16 protein-coding genes and 3 tRNA genes are annotated in these 17345 nt (G+C 65.3%); 9 read left to right on the plus strand and 10 right to left on the minus strand.

The genetic code is table 11. The annotated features are described in order from the left end of the window. Positions 1-35: 35 nt before the first annotated feature. On the plus strand, positions 36-923 hold the full coding sequence (gene gcvA, locus PRN20_RS13635) for a transcriptional regulator GcvA (protein ID WP_273957952.1): 888 nt from the start codon (positions 36-38) through the stop codon (positions 921-923). 96 nt (positions 924-1019) lie between these two features. Continuing rightward, on the plus strand, positions 1020-1694 hold the full coding sequence (locus PRN20_RS13640; protein WP_273957954.1) for a 3D domain-containing protein: 675 nt from the start codon (positions 1020-1022) through the stop codon (positions 1692-1694). A gap of 10 nt (positions 1695-1704) precedes the next feature. Here the strand turns inward: PRN20_RS13640 and PRN20_RS13645 are convergent. Next, positions 1705-1778, minus strand: a tRNA-Gly gene (locus PRN20_RS13645). A 103-nt stretch (positions 1779-1881) separates the two neighbouring features. Between PRN20_RS13645 and PRN20_RS13650 the strand changes: the two genes are divergently transcribed. Next, entirely contained in the window at positions 1882-2277 is a 396-nt protein-coding gene (locus PRN20_RS13650) for a hypothetical protein (protein ID WP_273957955.1), read from the plus strand. Positions 2278-2433: 156 nt separating this feature from the next. Here the strand turns inward: PRN20_RS13650 and PRN20_RS13655 are convergent. Beyond that, positions 2434-2518 (minus strand) — tRNA-Tyr (locus tag PRN20_RS13655). Positions 2519-2670: 152 nt separating this feature from the next. On the opposite strand from PRN20_RS13655, the gene rlmB reads away from it, so the two are divergent. Beyond that, positions 2671-3426, plus strand: coding sequence for a 23S rRNA (guanosine(2251)-2'-O)-methyltransferase RlmB (rlmB, locus tag PRN20_RS13660; protein WP_273957956.1), 756 nt, complete (start codon positions 2671-2673; stop codon positions 3424-3426). 27 nt (positions 3427-3453) lie between these two features. Here rlmB and PRN20_RS13665 read toward each other — a convergent pair whose 3' ends face one another. Further along, positions 3454-4863, minus strand: coding sequence for a hypothetical protein (locus PRN20_RS13665; protein ID WP_273957958.1), 1410 nt, complete (start codon positions 4861-4863; stop codon positions 3454-3456). Positions 4864-4936: 73 nt separating this feature from the next. Beyond that, positions 4937-5521 carry a DUF1345 domain-containing protein gene (locus PRN20_RS13670; RefSeq protein WP_273957960.1) on the minus strand — a complete coding sequence of 195 codons (585 nt, stop codon included), beginning with the start codon at positions 5519-5521 and terminating at the stop codon, positions 4937-4939. A 373-nt stretch (positions 5522-5894) separates the two neighbouring features. Between PRN20_RS13670 and PRN20_RS13675 the strand changes: the two genes are divergently transcribed. The 5 genes from PRN20_RS13675 (at position 5895) to PRN20_RS13695 (ending at position 11529) form a co-directional block, all read left to right on the plus strand. Next, complete coding sequence (locus PRN20_RS13675) at positions 5895-7526, plus strand: ABC transporter substrate-binding protein (RefSeq protein WP_273957962.1); 1632 nt, start codon at positions 5895-5897, stop codon at positions 7524-7526. A gap of 87 nt (positions 7527-7613) precedes the next feature. Continuing rightward, positions 7614-8582 (plus strand): ABC transporter permease, encoded by a 969-nt coding sequence (locus PRN20_RS13680; protein WP_273957963.1) that lies wholly within the window; start codon positions 7614-7616, stop codon positions 8580-8582. After that, positions 8579-9493, plus strand: a complete 915-nt coding sequence (locus PRN20_RS13685; protein WP_273957964.1) for an ABC transporter permease — start codon at positions 8579-8581, stop codon at positions 9491-9493. The genes PRN20_RS13680 and PRN20_RS13685 overlap by 4 nt, the downstream gene beginning before the upstream one ends. A 3-nt stretch (positions 9494-9496) precedes the next feature. Further along, complete coding sequence (locus tag PRN20_RS13690) at positions 9497-10519, plus strand: ABC transporter ATP-binding protein (RefSeq protein WP_273957965.1); 1023 nt, start codon at positions 9497-9499, stop codon at positions 10517-10519. Then, positions 10516-11529, plus strand: a complete 1014-nt coding sequence (locus PRN20_RS13695; RefSeq protein WP_273957966.1) for an ABC transporter ATP-binding protein — start codon at positions 10516-10518, stop codon at positions 11527-11529. Before PRN20_RS13690 ends, PRN20_RS13695 begins: the two co-directional genes overlap by 4 nt. Before the next feature lie 138 nt (positions 11530-11667). On the opposite strand, the gene PRN20_RS13700 is transcribed toward PRN20_RS13695, so the two are convergent. From PRN20_RS13700 to PRN20_RS13725, 6 genes are all read right to left on the minus strand, one after another. Next, entirely contained in the window at positions 11668-12018 is a 351-nt protein-coding gene (locus tag PRN20_RS13700; protein WP_273957967.1) for a BA14K family protein, read from the minus strand. Positions 12019-12179: 161 nt separating this feature from the next. After that, positions 12180-12255, minus strand: a tRNA-Thr gene (locus PRN20_RS13705). A 92-nt stretch (positions 12256-12347) separates the two neighbouring features. Next, on the minus strand, positions 12348-12575 hold the full coding sequence (locus PRN20_RS13710; RefSeq protein WP_273957968.1) for a hypothetical protein: 228 nt from the start codon (positions 12573-12575) through the stop codon (positions 12348-12350). A gap of 2 nt (positions 12576-12577) precedes the next feature. Continuing rightward, positions 12578-12793, minus strand: a complete 216-nt coding sequence (locus tag PRN20_RS13715) for a hypothetical protein (RefSeq protein ID WP_273957970.1) — start codon at positions 12791-12793, stop codon at positions 12578-12580. Between the two features lie 132 nt (positions 12794-12925). After that, positions 12926-15352 carry a penicillin-binding protein 1A gene (locus PRN20_RS13720; RefSeq protein WP_273957971.1) on the minus strand — a complete coding sequence of 809 codons (2427 nt, stop codon included), beginning with the start codon at positions 15350-15352 and terminating at the stop codon, positions 12926-12928. Between the two features lie 148 nt (positions 15353-15500). Then, the gene (locus PRN20_RS13725; protein ID WP_273957973.1) at positions 15501-16730 is read right to left on the minus strand and encodes an N-acetylmuramoyl-L-alanine amidase; all 1230 of its coding nucleotides are present in this window, start codon (positions 16728-16730) and stop codon (positions 15501-15503) included. Between the last annotated feature and the right edge of the window lie 615 nt (positions 16731-17345).

Consider the following 17345-nt stretch of genomic DNA (forward strand, 5'->3'; position numbering starts at 1 on the left):
AACCAAAGGTCGAGTATCGTGCATAAGGAGGCCTTATGCCAGATTACCTTCCCCCGCTCGCCGCGATCCGCGTGTTCGAAGCTGCGGCCCGTCACCTGAGCTTTACGCGGGCGGCTGCGGAACTGGGGATGACCCAGGCCGCCGTGAGCTACCAGATCAAGGTGCTGGAAGAACGCGTCGGCGCGCCCCTGTTCCTGAGGCGCCCGCGCGAGGTTGTACTGACGGCCGCCGGACTTCGCCTTGCTCCCGAGGTCACCCGTTCCTTCGAGATCCTGCGGGGAGCTTTCGAGGAGTTGGGAGAGCGCGAGGGCGGCATGCTCATCGTCAACACCATGCACACCTTCGCCTCGCAATGGCTGGCGCCGAGGCTGGGCGTGTTCCAGATGCAGCATCCCGATATCGCCGTGCGGCTCGAGGTCATGCAGCGCCTCGTCGATTTCTCGCGCGAGGAGGTCGATATCGTCGTTCGGGCCGGCAAGGGCAACTGGCCGGGTCTCGTCGCCATCAAGCTCATCGATGTCCGGTTCACGCCGATGCTCTCGCCCGAACTGGCAGCCTCCATCGGTGGCGTGCACGAACCGGCCGATATCCTGAAGCTGCCCCTGCTCGATTCGAAGGACCCCTGGTGGATTACCTGGCTGACCGCCAACAACCTGCCCACCGATGTGCTCGAGCGCCAAACGCTCCCCTCGATGAACATGCAGACCCTCGACGCCGCCGCCGCGATGGCCGGCCAGGGCGTAACCCTGCTCACCCCAGAGTACTTCCGGCGTGAAGTCGCCGACGGTCGCCTCATCCAGCCATTCGACCAGGTTATCGACGAGGGAAACGCCTACTGGCTGGCCTACCCGGAAAGCCGCCGCAACGTGCCCAAGATCAGGGCCTTCCGTGACTGGATCGTGAAGGAAGCCGCCGGCGCTTGAGTGATATACATACGCTCCGCCCCCCAACCTCGTATGCTGGGCGGGAAGGAATGTCGTAGCCGGAAGGGCATCAACACGCCTCGCTGAGGATCGCACATGAGGAAAGGCGCAGAACGTCGAAGCTGGTTTGCCCGCCGCGAATCCACCAGGCGCAGCGCGGCCCGTCATCTCATTATCTGCGCGGTGTGGGTGGCACCGCTGCTGGGCATCGGCGCGGCAGGTGCAGTTGACACCTTCTCCCTGCGCTCCTCGCTCTACTACTCGGCTGTCGAAGCTGACTACCACCCAGGCGAGGACGCCCAGTTTCGCGACATCAAGGGGAACGTGCTCGCTGCCGGCTCGCGGCAGTTCGTCGAGGCTGCGTCGATCGAAGGTACCGCGGAGCTCGCGGATGGCACGATCCTCAACTTCGACCGGATCATCCGCGGCGAAGTCCGCTGGCGCCGCGTCAGTGCCCCCCACGGAATAGATGCGCGCGGCTGTGCCCTCGTGCCGTTCCGGTCCGCCGCGGTCGATCCTGACCTCGTCCCCCTCGGCTCCCGGCTGCTCATTGCCGAGACCCGCGGCATCCGCCTTCCCGGCGGCGGAACCCACGACGGCATCTGGGTTGCCACCGATACGGGCGAAAAGATCAAGGGACGCAGAATCGACCTGTTCACGGGGCGCGGGAAAGCCTCGATGGCCACCATCGAGAAAGTCGGGATAGACTATCTGGACCCCGTCCAGGTCCGTGTCGTTGGCCGCGGCGCAAGCTGTCCGCAAAGGCACTGAAGGGGGAAACTGGAGCGGGTGAAGGGAATCGAACCCTCGTATTCAGCTTGGAAGGCTGCTGCTCTACCATTGAGCTACACCCGCGCCGGGCGGATCGCTTTTAGTGGCTGATGCGCCGGACTGGCAAGCCTCTTCAATCCCGCTATTGTGCATTGTCAGCAAGCTTGTGCCGGAGTCACCCTCCCGTATGCGTGCCGTGGCTACCCTCGCGCTCCTGCCGCTCCTCGCGGCTCCCGCCCCGGCCGTTGCCGAGGAGGCCGGCTTCATGCTCTGCGAGGCCCTGCCCCACATCACCTGCGTGCTCTCGGGCGACAGCTTCTACCTGCGCGGCGAGTTGATCGTGCTGTCGGACGCGGAGGCACCGGCCCGCTACACTTCGGCCTGCCCCGCCGCCTCCAATCGCTCCTGGCTCGCTGCCCTTAAACTGCGCGACCTCCTGAATGCCGGCCCCTTCGACCTGGGCGAAGCAAACGAGGCCGATCTCCGCCTGGTAACCCGCCACGGACGATCGATCGGCGAGCAACTGATCGAAGCCGGCCTCGCAAAGGCCCGAAGCACCGAGCGTGCGAGTTGGTGTGAGTAGCCGCCCCATCGCTATCGGTCGCCGGGCCCCGTGCCTCGCGGCGAACAAGCCCAGTCGCGGGCCTACACCGAACAGAAAGAGAGCATGAGCCAGCCAGCCCAGAGGTCGGCGGGCAACTTTCCGCAAGGCTCTGTAACGACTACCAATTTCAGGGAGTGGTGGAGGGGACTGGATTCGAACCAGTGTACGCTAAGCGAGCAGATTTACAGTCTGCCGGATTTAACCACTCTCCCACCCCTCCACAGAGCCGGAGAAACGATCGGCGCCCGTCCCCGGGCGCGTCGTCGGGGCGGTATATGTAGGGGCGCCGCCCGCCTGTCAACACCCAATCGGCGCTTTGCCCAGGAGCTGGCTTGTCTTGCTGCGGGACATCAAAACCGCTAGGGCATCCCTATGAGCCGCAACAAATTCCCGCCCAAGCCGAAGTACGACCCGGATACCGGTCCGGTCTATCTCTACGGCCTTCACACCGTGCGCGCGGCGCTCGACAATCCACTCCGGGAGAAGCGGGCCCTGCTGGTCACGCCGAACGCGCTCATGCGCCTCCAGGAAGGCGGCGCGCCGGTCACGATGAGGTACACCGAAACCACGCCGAAGGAGCTCGATCGGCTGCTTGGCGCCGATGCGGTGCACCAGGGCGTGGCGCTGGAGGTCGACCCGGTGAGCCGGTTCGGGCTTGCCGACATCCGGGACATGCGCCTCGTCGTCGTGCTCGATCAGCTCACCGATCCGCATAATGTCGGTGCAATCCTCCGCACCGCCTGCGCGTTCGGCGCAGATGCCGTGGTGACGACCGCCCGCCATTCTCCCCGCGAGACCGGTGTCATGGCCAAGGCCGCCTCGGGCGCCCTCGACCTCGTGCCGATGATCGAGGTCAGGAACCTGGGCGACGCCATCGAGACGCTCAAGCAGCGCGGCCTCACCGTGCTCGGATTCGATTCCGAGGCCCCTGCTCCGCTTCGGCCACGTACCGGCAACGATCCAATTGCGATCGTGCTCGGAGCCGAGGGCAAGGGCCTGAGGCAACGCACCCGCGAACTCTGCGACGAGATGGTGCGCCTCGACATGCCGGGGCCGATCAAGTCGCTGAACGTGTCGAATGCCGCGGCGATCGCGCTCTTCGCCGCCACGGCCGGCCGCAGCGAGTAAGGGCCGGGACTAGCCCGGCCCCTTCGTTCAGGGCAGCGTGCAACGCACCATCGCGGTGCCGTTGATGCTGATGGCATCCGGACCCGCCTGGACGATCTCCACGCTCTTGTCGCCCGCCTTCAGCGTCGCCTTGTCGCCGGTAGCCGGAACGGCATCGACGAGGAGGATGTCGCTCCCCTGCCGCAGGCTGATCTTCGTGATCACGGCGTAGCCGCTGCTGCCGGGCTGGTCCACGGCGCCGCACGCAGCGTAGTCAGGCGCCCACACACCCAGGTAGCCGATCTCATCGGTCTTGGCCCCGACGGCGAGGCGCGTATCGGGCTTGAGCCCGCTGGCGGGCAGGATGCCCATTGCCGGGGTCGTCATCACCGGCTCGGTGGCCGCAGTAGCCGCAGCCGCGGCATCGGCTGCACCCTTGCTTTCGGCCTCGCTCGCCGCGGGTTTTGCTTCTGCCGCGGTAACTGCACCGGCAGCGTCCGCGCCCCCCTTGGCCTCGGCGGCCGCCGCGCTGGCAGCGGCCTCCTCTGTCGTGGATGTGGCCGTAGAAGCGGCGACTTCGGCCGACGATTCGATCTGGGCAGCGGCAATAGCCGCAGCAGCATCGGCAGCACCCTTGGCTCCCGCAGCCGTGACAGGCTTGGCGGCAGCCGCAGCCTCAGCTGCCTTCTTCTCTTCCGCTGCCTTGGCGGCAGCAGCAGCCTCGGCTGCCTTCTTCTCTTCCGCTGCCTTGGCGGCAGCAGCAGCCTCGGCTGCCTTCTTCTCCTCCGCAGCCTTGGCGGCAGCGGCGGCCTCGGCTGCCTTCTTCTCTTCCGCAGCCTTGGCGGCGGCGGCAGCCTCAGCTGCCTTCTTCTCTTCCGCTGCCTTGGCGGCAGCGGCAGCCTCAACTGCCTTCTTCTCTTCCGCTGCCTTGGCGGCGGCGGCAGCATCAGCCGCCTTCTTCTCTTCCGCAGCCTTGGCGGCGGCAGCGGCCTCAGCCGCCTTCTTCTCCTCCGCAGCCTTGGCAGCAGCGGCAGCCTCGGCTGCCTTCTTCTCCTCCGCAGCCTTGGCGGCGGCGGCAGCCTCAGCCGCCTTCTTCTCTTCCGCAGCCTTGGCGGCGGCGGCAGCCTCAGCCGCCCTCTTCTCCTCCGCAGCCTTGGCGGCGGCAGCGGCATCGGCCGCCTTCTTCTCTTTTGCAGCCTTGGCAGCAGCTGCCTCAGCCGCCTTGGCGTCGGCGGCGGCCTTGTCCGCAGCAGCCTTTTCCTCAGCAGCCTTCTTCTCCGCCGCCGCCTTCTCGGCCGCTGCGGTGTCGGTGGCTGCGGCCGGAGCCGCAGGCGACTCTGCCGCCGGCGTCGTCGCGGCGGGAGGCGGTGGTGGTGGCGCTGAGTTGTTGCCGCAAGCAGCGAGCAACAGCCCCAGCGATAGTGCTGCGGAAACAGCCAGAAGGCGGATTTTTCTCATCTTTTGCTTTTCCTCAAGACAAGCCGTCGGGCGACTTGGGATACCCTCCATCACGCCCGATCCCCAAGCGAAGTCAACTGCCCGCCACCGCGACGACGACATTCACCGTCGCTGCGACGATCACCGTATTGAAAAAGAACGCGAAAACCCCGTGCAGGGTGACAAGCCTGCGCATTCTGGCCGACGAGACCGCAACGTCAGCGACCTGCGCTGTCATCCCGAGCACATAGGCGAAGTAGAGAAAGGCTTGGCCGTCCGGCCGCTCATCGCCAGGAAACTCCAACCCGCCGAGCACCTTGGAGGTCTCCTGCGTGTCATCCAGGTAGTACACGTGAGCGTAGTGAAGTGCAGCCATGGTGTGCACTGTGAACCAGCCGAGCAACACCGACACGACGCTGATTGTAATCGCGAGCTGGTCCCTGCCCTCACCGCTGTTGAGGGTGAGAAACAGCGTCGCCACCGCGACGATCACCACCAGCACGACAATTCCGAAGATCGCCGCAACGGGCACATCGGCTTCATCCGGTCGCTGGTAGAGGAAGTCGGCCGTCAGCCGCGGAAACTCTATCGCGACAAGCGTCAGGTAGGTGACGAACATGGCATTCGCGCCGACTGCCACCGCGTAGCGAGGCAGCACCAGCAGAGTAGCCGCAAACACAGCTATGCCCACAACCGCTGCCCACGCGAAGGCTGCGTGCCGCGGCAGACCAGCGATAGCCGACTTGGTCCTCTGTCGCCTAGCCAAATGGCTCTCCGAGGAATCACTGCCTGCCGAACATTGGCATCTCGCTCGGCCGGCATCCAGTCCACGCATAACCTCGCCACTCATAGCCTAAAGTGGGACGCCACGATGCCGGCACCAGCATTGACACATCTCTTCCGCAGACTGAATACTTGAAGCATTGGAACGCAATGTTCCAGATATGGGACGCTGTACTGCCCATTGAAACAAGTATAGCGCCTCCGGAGGAGGAGGCGGTTGTGCGCGGCGACAAACAACAAGTCGACCCGCTCTGGAGGAGAAGCTAGCTATGAGCATATTTGGCGGTCGCCCTGGCAGCGGCCTGTTCAAACTCGCCCTTACGACACTGTTCTTGGCGGCGGCAGGACTGTCGCCAGCCGCTGCGCAGAGCGCATCCGAGGGCGGTACGATGGTGTTCGCGCACGAGCAGGAGCCGGGCAGCCTCAACATCCTGCACCCGAGCGCTGGCGGCGGCGCCGCCTCGGCGACCGGCGGTCTGTTCAACGTCGGGACCTACCGCTTCCCGCCCGGCGGCGAGCCGGTGCCGTTCATCATCTCCAAGGAAGCCGAGATCACCAACGACCCGTTCACGGTGACCTACACCATCCGCGACGACGCGGTGTGGAACGACGGCACGCCGATCACGGCAGCGGACTACGCCTTCACCTACGAGACGATCGTCAACCCGGACTGGACCATCTCCAACCGGCGGCCGTACGACCTGATCACGGGCTACGAGATCATCAGCGACAAGGTGATCCGCTTCGACTTCAGCCAGCCTTACGCCTACTACCAGCAGATGTTCCCGCTGCTGCTGCCCAAGCACGACCTCGAGGGCAAGGATTGGGATACCGCCTGGCGCGACGGCCCGGGCGTCACCAACGGCGCCTTCAAGTTCGAGGCCTGGGAGAAGGGCCAGCAGATCTCGTTCGTCAAGAACGAGCACTACTGGGCCGACGGCCCCAAGCTCGACCGCATCGTCATCCGCTTCGTGCCGGAGACCAACACGCTGCTCGAACTGCTGCGCAGCGGCGAGATCGATGCCTCAGATCCGCAGCCGCAGCCGCAGATCATCAGCGCGGTGGCCAATCTCGATGGCATGAAGGTGAACGCCCGCTCCGGCCTCGTCACCGAGTTCATGCGCTTCAACCTGAAGACTCCGGGCCTCGACAAGCCGTTCGTCCGCCAGGCCATTGGCATGGGCATCGACCGCGTCGCGCTGGTCGAGAACCTGATGGGCCCCATCGACCCCGAGGCCAAGCCGACGCAGAGCCTGTTCTTCGAGACGACCAGCCCCTACTACAAGCCGAACTTCTCCAGCCTCGACTATGATCCGGCGGGCGCGATCGCCCTGCTGGAGCAGAACGGCTGCGTGCGCGGCGCCGACACGGTGTTCGAGTGCGACGGGGTGCGGCTGGAGTTCGGCTACCTCAGCACCTCGGGCAACGAGCGGCGCGAGCTCACCTTCGAGATCGTGCAGTCGTTCCTCGCCGAAGTCGGCATCAAGGTGAACGCCGACTTCGCGCCGGCGGCGATCCAGTTCGGCACCCGCCTGCCCGAAGGCGACTTCCAGATCATCAGCCATGGCGGCCCCTATAACGACGCCAAGGAAATCCTGACGGTCTATGGCTGCGACTCGCCGACCAACACCACCGGCTACTGCAACCCGGAAGCCGACGCCCTCGCCAACGAGGCGCTGAAGACTCCGGATCCGGCGGCGCGTGCCGACCTGATGAACCAGTACGAGGCGATCATCGCCAAGGACGTTGCGCTGATCCCCTACTTCGGCCTGCCCCGTATGGTGGTCTACAACTCCAAGCGTGTCGAAGGCTTCAACGTCAGCCCGGCTCAGGACGGCAGCGTCTCGATCGGCGGCTGGTACTGGAACTGGAACTCGCACGAGATCCACCGGGTGCAGTAACGCCCGCCCCACCGCAACGCTTCGTCCCGGCGGCACCACGCCGCTGGGACGAACGACTCCCGACGCAGCGCGCCCCGAGCTTGATCCATGCGGTTTGTCTTCCAGCGTCTCGCGTTCAGCATGGCTGTGCTGTTCGTCGCGACCATCATCATCTTCTTCGGGATATCCGCCATCGGCGATCCCCTGGGCGAGATCCGCTCGCAGCCCGGCATCAGCCAGGAAGCGCTGCAGCGGCTCATCGACAAGAAGCACCTCGATGACCCGCTGATCATCCAGTACGGCTACTGGCTGCGCGACCTGGTGTTCAACCAGTTCGGCACGGACCTGCTCTACGACCGGCCGATCTGGCCGGAACTGAGCCGGGCGCTCGGCACGACGCTGCAGGTCGTGCTGGCGGCCGAGGTGCTCGCCATCGTCGTCGCCATCGTCATCGGCACCCTCGCTGCCCGCTACCAGTATTCGCTGTTCGACTACGGCACGACGCTCGCGAGCTTTATCGGCTACGCCATCCCGGTGTTCTGGCTGGCGCTGATCCTGCAAATCCTGACGGTCAACTTCTACGAGGCAACAGGCATCCGGATCTTCTACATCTCCGGCCTCAGCTCCGACAATGCGGGCAGCGGCTTTGCCTGGCTGGTCGACCGCATCCAGCACCTGGTGCTGCCGGTGCTGGTCCTGTCGATCGCCTCGATCGCCTCCCACAGCCGCTATGTCCGCGCCTCGATGCTCGAGGTGATCAACTCCGACTATGTGCGCACGGCCCGGGCCAAGGGCGTCGACGAGCGAACCGTGCTGATACGGCACAGCCTCAGGAACGCGACGCTGCCGCTGGTGACGGTGATCGGGGTCAGCATCGGCCACCTGTTCAACGGCACCATCCTGATCGAGACAATCTTCTCGATGCCGGGGATGGGCCTCTACTTCTTCAACGCCCTCAACACCCGCGACACCTACTCGCTGATGGCGTGGCTGGTGGTCACCTCGGCCGTGATGCTGCTGATGAACTTGATCACCGACCTGCTCTATGGCGTGCTCGACCCGAGGATCAACAAATGACCGACCACGGCATAGCGGCTGCGGCCGGCGATCGCGAAGGGCTCGACGTCAAAGTGCGCTCGCAGTTCCGGCTGGCGCTGGGGCGCTTCGTGCGCCACCGCGTGGCCATGGCGAGCCTCGTGATTCTCGCCGCCATAATCATCGTCGCGTTCAGCGCCGAGTACGTGACGCCGTACAGCTTTGACGGGATGAACCTGCGCGCCGCGCGGCTCGCGCCGACGCTTGAGGGCGGGCACCTGTTCGGCACCGACAAGCTCGGCCGGGACTACTTCACCCGCGTCCTCTATGGCGCCCGCACCTCGATCTTCGTGGCGCTGGTTGTGGCGTTGCTCTCGACGCTCATCGGCACCCTGATCGGCGCCACCGCCGGCTATTTCGGCGGCTGGGTCGACGACCTCTTCATGCGCTTCACCGACCTTGTGCTGATCCTCCCCGGCCTGGCGCTGCTGATGATCCTCATCGCCTTCATCGGCGAGGGCTCGCCGCTGCAGATCGCCATCATCCTTTCGTCGCTCATGTGGACCCTGATCGCCCGCGTGGTGCGGGCGCAGGTGCTCTCGATGCGTACCCGCGAGTTCGTCGAGGCCGCAACGCTGTCCGGCGCCTCGCCGTGGCGGGTGATCTGGCGGCACATGCTGCCCAACATGATGGGGCCGATCATCGTCAACGCCACGCTGACCGTGTCGTCGGCCATCCTGATCGAATCGGCGCTGTCGTTCATCGGCTTCGGCGTGAAGCCCCCTACTCCTGCACTGGGCCAGCTCATCTCGGACGGCCGCGGGGCGATGCAGACGCAATGGTGGCTGGTGACGTTCCCCGGACTGGTGATCATCGCCATCTGCCTCACCATCAACTTCATCGGCGACGGGCTGCGCGATGCGCTCGACGCGCGGCAGGCGCAACGGAACTGATCGATGGTCCATGAAAACTCCGGCCAGCCGCTGCTTTCGGTGGAAGGCCTCATCACCGAGTTCCGCAGCGCCGAAGGCATGGTCCGCGCCGTCGACGAGGTGTCGTACCAGATCTGGCCGGGCGAGACCCTGGCTGTGGTGGGCGAGTCCGGCTCGGGCAAGAGCGTCACCGCCATGTCGGTGCTCGGCCTCATCCCCCGGCCGCCTGGCCGGATCGCGGGCGGGCGCATCCTGTTCGAGGGACGCGACCTGCTGACGGTGACACCGGGCGAGATGCGCGCCATCCGCGGCAAGGCCATCTCGATGATTTTCCAGGATCCGATGACCTCGCTCAATCCGGTGCTAACCGTCGGCTTCCAGATCGCCGAGGCGATGCTGGCGCATGGCGACATGGGCCGGACCGAAGCGGCCGAGCGGGCGGTCGAACTGCTAAAGACGGTGGGCGTCCCCAACGCCCCAGAGCGCTACCATCAGTTCCCGCACCAGTTTTCCGGCGGCATGCGGCAGCGCGCGCTGATCGCCATGGCAATCGCCAACCGGCCGCGACTGGTGATCGCAGACGAGCCGACTACCGCACTCGACGTGACCATCCAGGCGCAGGTGTTCGAAGCGCTGCGACTGGCGCAGGCCGAAACGCAGGCGGCGATGGTCCTGATCACCCACGACATGGGGCTGGTGGCGGAACTGGCCGACCGGGTGGTGGTGATGTACGGCGGCCGGGTGGTCGAAACCGCCGACGTGCGGACGCTGTTCCACGCACCGCGCCATCCCTACACCAAGGGGCTGCTGGCAAGCCTGCCGCGCATGCATGAGCGGTCCGAACGGCTGACCCCGATCCCGGGCGCGCCGCCGAGCCTCGTCAACCGTCCCTCTGGCTGTGCCTTCCACCCGCGCTGCGCGCATTCCGCCGGCCGCCTGCCGTGCCGGACGGACGTGCCGGTCATGCGTGAGATCGAAGCCGCCCACTGGTCGGCCTGCCACTATGCCGAGGAACTCCGCCAGAGCCAGGAAAGGGTTGAAGCATGACCGCCGAGGCAAGACCGGCGCCATCGGGGTCGCCCCTGCTGCAGATCGACAACCTGGTCAAGCACTACGGCGCACGCGGCGGCGCGCGGAAGCCGGCCATCCGGGCGGTGAACGACATCAGCCTGACGCTACGTGCCGGCGAAACGCTCGGGCTGGTCGGCGAATCCGGCTGCGGAAAGTCGACCACCGGGCGCTGCATCATCGGGCTCGAACAGCCAACCGGTGGCCGGATCGTGTTCGACGGCAAACCTGTCGTGCATGGCAAGCGCACAGCACTCACCGCCATGTGGCGCGACATGCAGTACGTGTTCCAGGACCCGTTCGCCTCGCTCAACCCGCTGATGACGGTGTTCGCGATCCTCTCCGAACCCCTGCGGCTTTCCGGCATGAGTGCGGCCGAGGCGCAGGCCCGGGTAGCCGAACTGATGCGGCTTGTGGGGCTGGCGCCGGAGCACGGCAACCGTTTCCCGCACGAGTTCTCGGGCGGACAACGGCAGCGCATCGGCATCGCCCGCGCGCTGGCGCTCAATCCCAAGCTGCTGATCCTCGATGAGCCGGTCTCGGCGCTGGACGTCTCGATCCAGGCGCAGGTGATCAACCTGCTCGAAGACCTGCAGGAGCGGTTCGGACTCGCCTACCTGTTCATCGCGCACGACCTGTCGGTGGTGAGCCACATCTGCGACCGCATCGCGGTGATGTACCTGGGGCGGATCGTCGAGATCGGCACCCGCGAGGAAATCTTCGAGCACCCGCAGCATCCCTACACCCAGGCGCTGCTCAGCGCCGTACCGATCGACGACCCCGACCTCCGCGGCAAGCGCAAGCGCATCGTACTGCAGGGAGATCCGCCCAGCCCCGCCAACCCGCCCTCGGGCTGCTCGTTCCGCACCCGCTGCTGGAAAACGACTGAGGTGTGCGCTGCCGAAGCGCCGGCGCTGGAGCCGAAGCCGCATGCCCGGCAGGCAGTTGCCTGCCACCATGCGGGGGTGTTGACCGCTGAACCGGCGTAGCTCCTGACCAAGCTGCAGTAAAAAAGAGCCGCCCGGCATCACCGGGCGGCTCCTGAGTTGGAATAGAGGCTCACGTTCTTGCGGGCGTTGTACCTTGCCCTCCGAACGGCCTCTGCCTGCAAAAGGTTCCACCGATGGCTAGGGCCTGCACCGCTTGGGCATGCCGTTGCTGCCGATATAGGTGCCCTTCCTCCGGTCATAGCTGACGTATCGGGCCTGGCAGCGCGCGTGGTAGCTCTTGAACGCGCTGTAGTCGCCGCGCTCCATCTGGTCGATCAGGCTGAAATCGATCGGACTGGAGTAGCCGCCCCGCCGATGACCATACATCGCGTTCAGCGAGTTGATCGCCGCCGCAGCCGGATCGAAATTCGGGTTGTTGGGGTTCTGCGGCCAGCCGTAGTTGTAGTCGTCGTTCCAGAACTGCGCCTGCGCGGGCGACGCCAACGCGATCACGCCGGCGAAAGCCGACGCTAGAAGCAGGAGCCTCATCTCAGACCTCCTATCCTCCCACCGGACATCCTGCCGACGGAAACTGGATCAGAGGTTCAGGCTCCAACCATCATTGGCTTCAAATGAGCGCACACTTCGCCACGAATGCAGGCAAACACCGCCCGGATTCCAGGACGACTCGATCGGGGCTTCGGGGAGGCTGGTGCCGGCAGCAGGATTTGAACCCGCGACCCACTGATTACAAATCAGTTGCTCTACCAACTGAGCTATACCGGCGCGACGCGGTCGATAACACCGGGGAGCAGCGTGTGCAAGGCTTGCCGCGCGGCTGGTCCCGGGCCGCCGATAGTGGCGGCTCGGGGAAGCTGTCAGTGCCGGAATACGGCGTCGAGGCTTAGCACCTGCCCCGCGGGCGCAACGCAGACATCTGCCGGAGACTGGCTCTCGGCAAGCGCGAAGTGGATAGCTGCGGAGCGATCGTTGAAGATCCCGCCGGCAAGGCCCTTCGCGTCGGTGACAACCCAGTTGCCCCGCACGTCGCGGCCCACGGTGAAGCGCGGGGCGCGAACGTTCGCGCGCGGTCGTTGCCGATGCATGGTCAGGCTCCTGCCGCCACCGCCAGCAGAACGATCACAAAGCCGCCGATAGCCACGGCCGCGACGATCGACAGCGCGCGTTCGAGCGATCTGGCCTCGTCGGCCGATGGAATGAAGGTCCTGGCGCGAGCCCGCTCGTGCTCGCGCTTCAGGACCCCGCTGCGTGCTGTCGCCGAAGCCTGGGACACATGGCCAAGGCCGGAACGGGGGAAATACATGGTCTTCTTCCTTTCAACCGCCGGGCCGATGATCACGTCACCGGCCGGCGATCGAAAGCTAGAAGCCCCCGCATAGGCGTTCGATTGCGACTTGGGCGACCCGGCGTAAGGAAGCCGTAAGCGCTGGCGGGCCTAGAACAGCCCGCCGCGTCCCAGTGTCATGTCGGTCGCCGCAGGGTCCTGCCCGGTCTGGATGGCCTGGAACGCATTGGAATCGACGCCGATCACCGAGGTCACGAGATTGGGGCCCGTGCCGGGCTTGAACGCCTCGTAGATCGCCATGTCGCCGCCATTGGCTTTCACCCCGGTGCTGGGGTCGATCCAGACCTGTGCCATGCCGCCCGGCATGTTGAACGGCGTCGGCGGCTTGCCCTTCAGGGCATCGGCCACGAACTCGGTGAAGATCGGCACCGACAGCTCACCGCCGGTCGCCTGCCGGCCCATGTTGCGCGGCGTATCGAAGCCGACATAGACGCCCACGGCCAGCTCGGGCGTGAAGCCAATGAACCAGGCGTCCTTGTAGTCGTTCGAGGTCCCGGTCTTGCCGGCCACGGGACGATTCAGCGACTTGGCCGACGTGCCGGTACCGCGCTGCACCACGCCTTCCATCATCGAGGTGATCTGGTAGGCCGTCATCGGATCGAGCACCTGCTCGCGATTGTCGATGATCAGCGGCTCGCCCTGCTGGTGCCAGCCATCGGCGACACAGCCATCACAGACGCGCTCGTCATGCCGGTAGATGGTCTTGCCGTAGCGATCCTGGATACGGTCGATGAGCGTCGGCACGATCCGACGGCCGCCATTGGCAATCGTCGCATAGGCCGCGGTCATGCGCATGTCCGTCGTCTCGCCAGCGCCGAGCGCCATGGCCAGCACCGGGTTGAGGTCGTCGTAAATGCCGAACATCTTGGCGTAGTCGGAGATGAGCGGCATGCCCAGGTCCTGCGCCAGGCGCACGGTCATCACGTTTCGGCTGCGCTCGATGCCGCGCCGCAGCGTCTGCGGGCCATAGAACTGCTGCGCGTAGTTCTCCGGCCGCCAGACCGAGCCGTCGGCATTGACCACCTCGATGGGCGCGTCGAGCACCACCGAGGCCGGGGTGTAGCCGTTGTCGAGCGCCGCCGAGTAGACGATCGGCTTGAACGACGAGCCGGGCTGCCGCATGGCCTGCGTGGCGCGATTGAACTCGGACTCCGCATAGGAGAACCCGCCCACCATGGCCAGCACACGCCCGGTACGAGGGTCCATCGCCACCAGGGCGCCCTCGAGCTCGGGTATCTGCTCGAGCGTATAGGCGCCCTCCTTGTCGGGGACCTTGGACACGTAGATCACGTCACCCGGCGCGAGGATTGTCCCGAGCTTCTTGCTCACCCACTTGATGTCAGGGCCCGCGAGCGTGCCGGTCGCGCGCTCTTCCGAGACCTTGCCTTCAACGTCGGTGGCCGGACGTAGACCGATCCGCCCCTCGTTGGCGCCCATCTCGAGCACAACGGCGAGCTGCCATTCCGGAACGTCGTTGAGCGGCTTGATCGCGTTGACTGCGATACCCCAGTCATCCGTGATGTCCACCGATGCTACAGGCCCGCGGAACCCTTCGTTGTGGTCATATCGGATGAGCCCGTTCATCAGGGCCTTGCGGGCATATTCCTGCAGGTGCGGGTCGAGCGTCGTACGGACCGACAGGCCGCCGCCATAGAGCTCGGATTCGCCGTAGAGCTTGCCGAGCTGCCGGCGCACTTCCTCGGTGAAGTACTCGGCCGAATAAAGCTGGCTGCCCGAGGTGCGCGGCTTGACGTTCAGCGGCTCCGCCTTCGAGGCGGCCGCATCTTCCGCCGTCACGTAGCCGTTCTCGACCATGCGATCGATCACCCAGTTGCGGCGCTCGACGGCCTGCTGGGCCCGGCGGAACGGGTGATAGTTGTTCGGCCCCTTGGGCAGGGCCGCCAGATAGGCCGCCTCGCTGAGCGTCAGCTCGTACAGCGCCTTGTCGAAATAGTTGAGCGCGGCCGCGGCCACGCCATATGAGTTCAGCCCCAGGAATATCTCGTTGAGGTAGAGCTCGAGGATCTTGTTCTTGGAAAAGGTCGACTCGATCCTGAGCGACAGGATCGCTTCCTGGATCTTGCGGTCCCAGGTCTGCTCCGAGGTCAGCAGGAAGTTCTTGGCCACCTGCTGGGTGATGGTCGAGCCGCCGCCCTGGATGGCATCATTGCCCTCGACGCGCGCCATGATGTTGTCGCGCAACGCACGAACCACGCCGTCCACTGCGATGCCGGAATGCTTGTAGAAGTCCTTGTCTTCCGCCGAGATGAACGCATTGGTGATCAGCGGCGGGATGGTCTCGATCGGCTGGAACAACCGGCGCTCCCGCGCATATTCGGCGAGCAGCGTGCCGTCGGCCGCGTGAACGCGCGTCGTCACCGGCGGCTGGTAGTCCTTGAGAACCGTGTAGTCCGGCAGGTTGTCATTCAACTGGTTGAGATAGACCGCGCCCACCGCAACGGCACCCAGGGCGCAGAACACGCCAAAACCAAACAGCCAGCCGAGAAGTCTGAGCATTAGTACCTGAACCTTGGAGCGGGCGCCTCCGGGGAGGCCGGATCAGGCGCGATAGAACGCGGAATCATACCAGACAAGGGCGGAAATGTGGACGAGCCCGCCTTTTCAATAACTTGCGACGAACGGCTCTCGCATTGCGGCGGTTCCGTCACGGAGCGACCGCTGCCGATTTCTGCGTCTGGTCGAAATAGTCGGCGATACCGCGGGCCAGCGCATTGACCACCCGGTCCCGCCAGTCCGACTGCTGCAGGTTGGCGATATCGGCGGCATTCGAGAGGAACCCGAGCTCGACGAGGACGGAGGGAACATCCGGCGCCTGCAGCACGAAAAAGTCTGCCTGACGCACAGGGAAGCGCCTCAGGGCGACGCTAGGCTCGAGCTGGTGGACAATGGCCTCGGCGGCGAGGAAGCTCGACTTGCGCATCTCCCGACGCATCAGGTCGACGAGGATATCCATCACCGCCGGGGTGGCCTGCGGCAGGGCGAAGCCGGCAACGATGTCGTATCGATTCTCGCCATCCGCCAGCACCTTGTCGAGCACGTCCGTGGCGTTCTCGTCGCGCGTATAGACGCTGGCGCCGCGAATCTCCGGTTCCTGGAAGCTGTCGGCGTGGAGCGAAATGAACAGGTCCGCCTTGTTCTGGCGAGCGAGGTCCACGCGCTGGTTGAGCGTGAGATAGGCATCGTCCTCGCGCGTCAGAGCGACATCGAAGTGCCCGGTCTCCATCAGCACCTTCTGCAACTGCAGGGCGAAGGTGAGCGTGATGTCCTTTTCGTGCACCCCGTTGGGTGCACTGGCGCCATTGTCGATACCGCCATGTCCGGGATCGAGCACGACGAGCGGACGCGTCTCCGCGACGGGGGCGGCGTGCGTGCCTGGATCGGTGGACGTCGTTTCCGGAACTGCGCCCTGGTTGGCAACCGAAGCGGCGAGGTCGGCGGCCACCTTGGCATTGAAGGTCATCTCGTCCGTCGGAATCAGGTCCACCACGAGCCGCGCCGGCTGATCGGCCACCGCTTCCATCATGTAGGCCTGCTGCACCAATGCGGGCTTGGCGAGCGTCAGGAGCGTCCGCGCCCTGCCCTTCTCGGCCATCTCCACAGAGTAGCTGCTGACGAGGCCGTCGCCGGCCACGTCGGCCGGCGCCAGGATCTTCACCTCGAACGCCTTGACGTCGATGGCGATGCGGTTTGGGTTGTCCAGCGTCGCGATGGCGAACTCGGTCGGCCCCGACAAGTCGATGATGAGGCGCGCGCGCTCAGCCGTCGCAGAGACGCGAGCATCCATTACATCGGGGTAATCCTCAACGGACACGATCTGCGCCAGCGCAGGCGTCACCCCGAGTAGACACAATGTCGCGACCAGGAATACGGCCAAAAACTCGAAAAATCCGCCGGAATTACCGCCGGAACCGGCAGACTTCAGCAATCAGCAATGCTCCCGTGAATCGCGCGCTAACCAACAGATCACTCGGGCGATTCTGCGGCGTTATCTATGGCGAGTCGATAACACAACACAGCGCCTCTCTTGGAACCCTAGCGTACCTGCGGGTTTTGAGTTTCCTGTTGCCAATTTGCGGCAACAACCCTAAAGCCATCTTGAGGCGGCCTGCTGCCCCCACCATATGCCGGAGCGGCGCAATTGGCGCCTCGGGCCTCGGATGATGGCAGCGGCGGACCAGCGTTTTCCGGTCCGAAGTGCGGCACATTTGGCGTCTCACGATAGAATCTCGGTCCTTTGAGGACCGAAGAACAGGCGGCGAAAGCTGGCACGTTCTCAAGGAAGAGGTCTGATGGCGACCGGACGGACAAAGATTGACGCGATCCCGAATAGCGGTTGCGCTTTTGTCGACGAGGTCCCGTTTGCCTTCGCTCTCCAGTCTCGTGGCGGCGCCTGCGCCGTCGCTCTCGTCGGCGCCAATCGCGCCACTTTCCTAGAACCATTCGCCTCGCATGGCGCCACCGCAGGAGGACCGGTTCGCCGGTCTCCCAG

The sequence above is a fragment of the Devosia sp. ZB163 genome (assembly GCF_028613635.1).
Taxonomy (GTDB): domain Bacteria; phylum Pseudomonadota; class Alphaproteobacteria; order Rhizobiales; family Devosiaceae; genus Devosia_A.